The 2130-nt window shown below is 62.9% G+C and carries 1 protein-coding gene and 1 tRNA gene; one reads left to right on the forward strand and one right to left on the reverse strand.

The genetic code is table 11. From position 1 onward, the window contains the following. Positions 1 to 131: 131 nt before the first annotated feature. A complete protein-coding gene (locus IVB27_RS06535) occupies positions 132 to 1577 on the reverse strand; it encodes a coniferyl aldehyde dehydrogenase (protein ID WP_247442261.1) in 1446 nt (481 codons plus the stop codon). Positions 1578 to 1895: 318 nt separating this feature from the next. Between IVB27_RS06535 and IVB27_RS06540 the strand changes: the two genes are divergently transcribed. Further along, positions 1896 to 1972, forward strand: a tRNA-Met gene (locus IVB27_RS06540). Positions 1973 to 2130: the final 158 nt, after the last annotated feature.

The following is a 2130-nucleotide window of genomic DNA, read 5'->3' on the forward strand; positions in this document are numbered from 1 at the left end:
ATCCACAGACAATGAGGAATTTGGCGGCGTCACCCATACCTTGACTCACAAACACATGTGGTCAGTCAAGAGAATACAAACGGCCACCTGGGCAGTTACCGCTGCGCTCGCAATGACGGTGCTTGTGGTCGCTACGACATGAACCGCATCATCTTCTCCAGCCGCGCTATCTTGCCGCCGTAGGGCGGATAGAGGTCGGCGAGGCGGTTGAATTTCGAGCGATAGAACACCGGCTTCAGCTTGCTGAACGTGCGAAAGCCCCATTCGCCGTGATAGGCGCCGGTGCCGGATGCGCCGACGCCGCCCATCGGCTGGTTGATTTGCGCGAAGTGAAACAGGCAGTCGTTGATCGTGACGCCGCCGGAGACGGTGCGCGCCAGCACCTCGTCCCGCGCAATGCGGTCCTTGCCGAACCAGTACAGCGCCAGCGGCCGGTCGCGGGCGTTGACGAAGGCGATGGCGTCGGCTGGTTCGCGATAACCAAGCACCGGCAGCACAGGGCCGAAAATCTCCTCCTGCATCACCGTCATCGCCTCGGTCGCGCCGACGATCAGCGTCGGCGGGAATTTGCGGTGTGCCTTCCAATTGGGATCGTCGGCCTTCGCCGGCTGCAAAATCTTTGCGCCGCGGCTTGCCGCATCGGCGACGAGATTTTCCAGCCGCGCATAATGCCGGTCGGAGATCACGGAGGTGTAGTCCTTGTTGGCGGGATCGGTGCCGAACATGCGCCGCATCTGCGCCCGCACTTTTTCGGCGAAGGCCTGCAACGAGCGCTCGGGCACCAGCACATAATCCGGCGCGATGCAGGTCTGCCCGGCATTGAGCAGCTTGCCGTAGGCGATGCGCTCAGCCGCCTCTTCGAGATCGGCGGAGGCGTCGATGATCGCGGCCGATTTGCCGCCGAGCTCGAGCGTGACGGGCGTCAGATTGCGGCCCGCGGCCTCCGCGACCAGCCGCCCGACCCGGGTCGAGCCGGTGAACACGAGATGATCGAACGGCAGGTATGCGAAGGCCTTTGCGACCTCGTCCTCGATGCCGGTGACGAGCACTTCCGCGGCATCGAACCGCGCGGCGATCGCCTCCTTCAGCAGGCCTGCGAAGTGGGTGACCTGTTCGCTCGGCTTGATGATGACACGGTTGCCGGCGGCGAGCGCGCCGATCGCAGGCGCGAGCGTCAGCTGGAGCGGATAATTCCAGGGCGCGATGATGCCGACAACGCCGAGCGGCTGCGGCATCAGCCGGTTGCGCGCGGGCAAAAATTGCAGCGCGGTGGCGATGCGCCGCGGCGCCATCCAGCTCTTCAGATGCTTGGTGGCATGCCGGATCTCGGAGAGCACCATCATCGTTTCGGCGATATTGGTCTCGACCGCCGAGCGGTGGCCGAAATCGGCCGAGATCGCCTGCCGGAAGCGCTCCTCGTTGTCCGCGACCACGGCACGCAGCCGCGCCAGCCGGTCGAGCCGCTCGGCAAGGTCTGGCGCCGGCTCGGCCCGCGACCGCGCGACCATGGCATGGAAGTTTTCCTCAAGGGCCCGAAGCGGGACGCTCGTCAGGGATTTGTCCAAGGCGTGGTCCATGGCGTTCTCCCCTTTAAGTGGCGTTTTTGCCTGGTTTTGTTGCCGCAAGCTGGCCCTTTGTGGAACTTCTGGCAAGACTTGGCTTTTTGGCGGGTTTTGACCTGTCACGCGGGTTTTGACCTGTCACAAAGTCGAAAAAATCGTCCCGCAGCCCTTTCCAAAGGCACCCCGGGTTGGTACATACCGCCCGCACCCAACGGGCTCTGCCCGGGGTTGCCTTCCAAGGAAGCCTTTGGGACGGACGAAGCAAGCCACGCGAGCAGCGTCGGCCTTACCTCACCGTCCCCGGCATTTCACGAAGGCAAAGCAACGGTTTAACGCGGGGTGGAGCAGCCCGGTAGCTCGTCAGGCTCATAACCTGAAGGTCATAGGTTCAAATCCTATCCCCGCAACCAAGTTCGGACTTTACCGGTCCTGATGAGAAAATGGCCCGCATTGAGCGGGCCATTTTTGTTGTGTGCCGAGTATGAACGACAGCTTGGAGGTGGAAGTCCTCTATCCAGCCTGATGGCGGCGAAGGATTAGCGAAGCGCAAGGGCGTCATCGTGAGGTG

The organism is Bradyrhizobium sp. 197 (assembly GCF_023073375.1).
GTDB lineage: Bacteria > Pseudomonadota > Alphaproteobacteria > Rhizobiales > Xanthobacteraceae > Bradyrhizobium.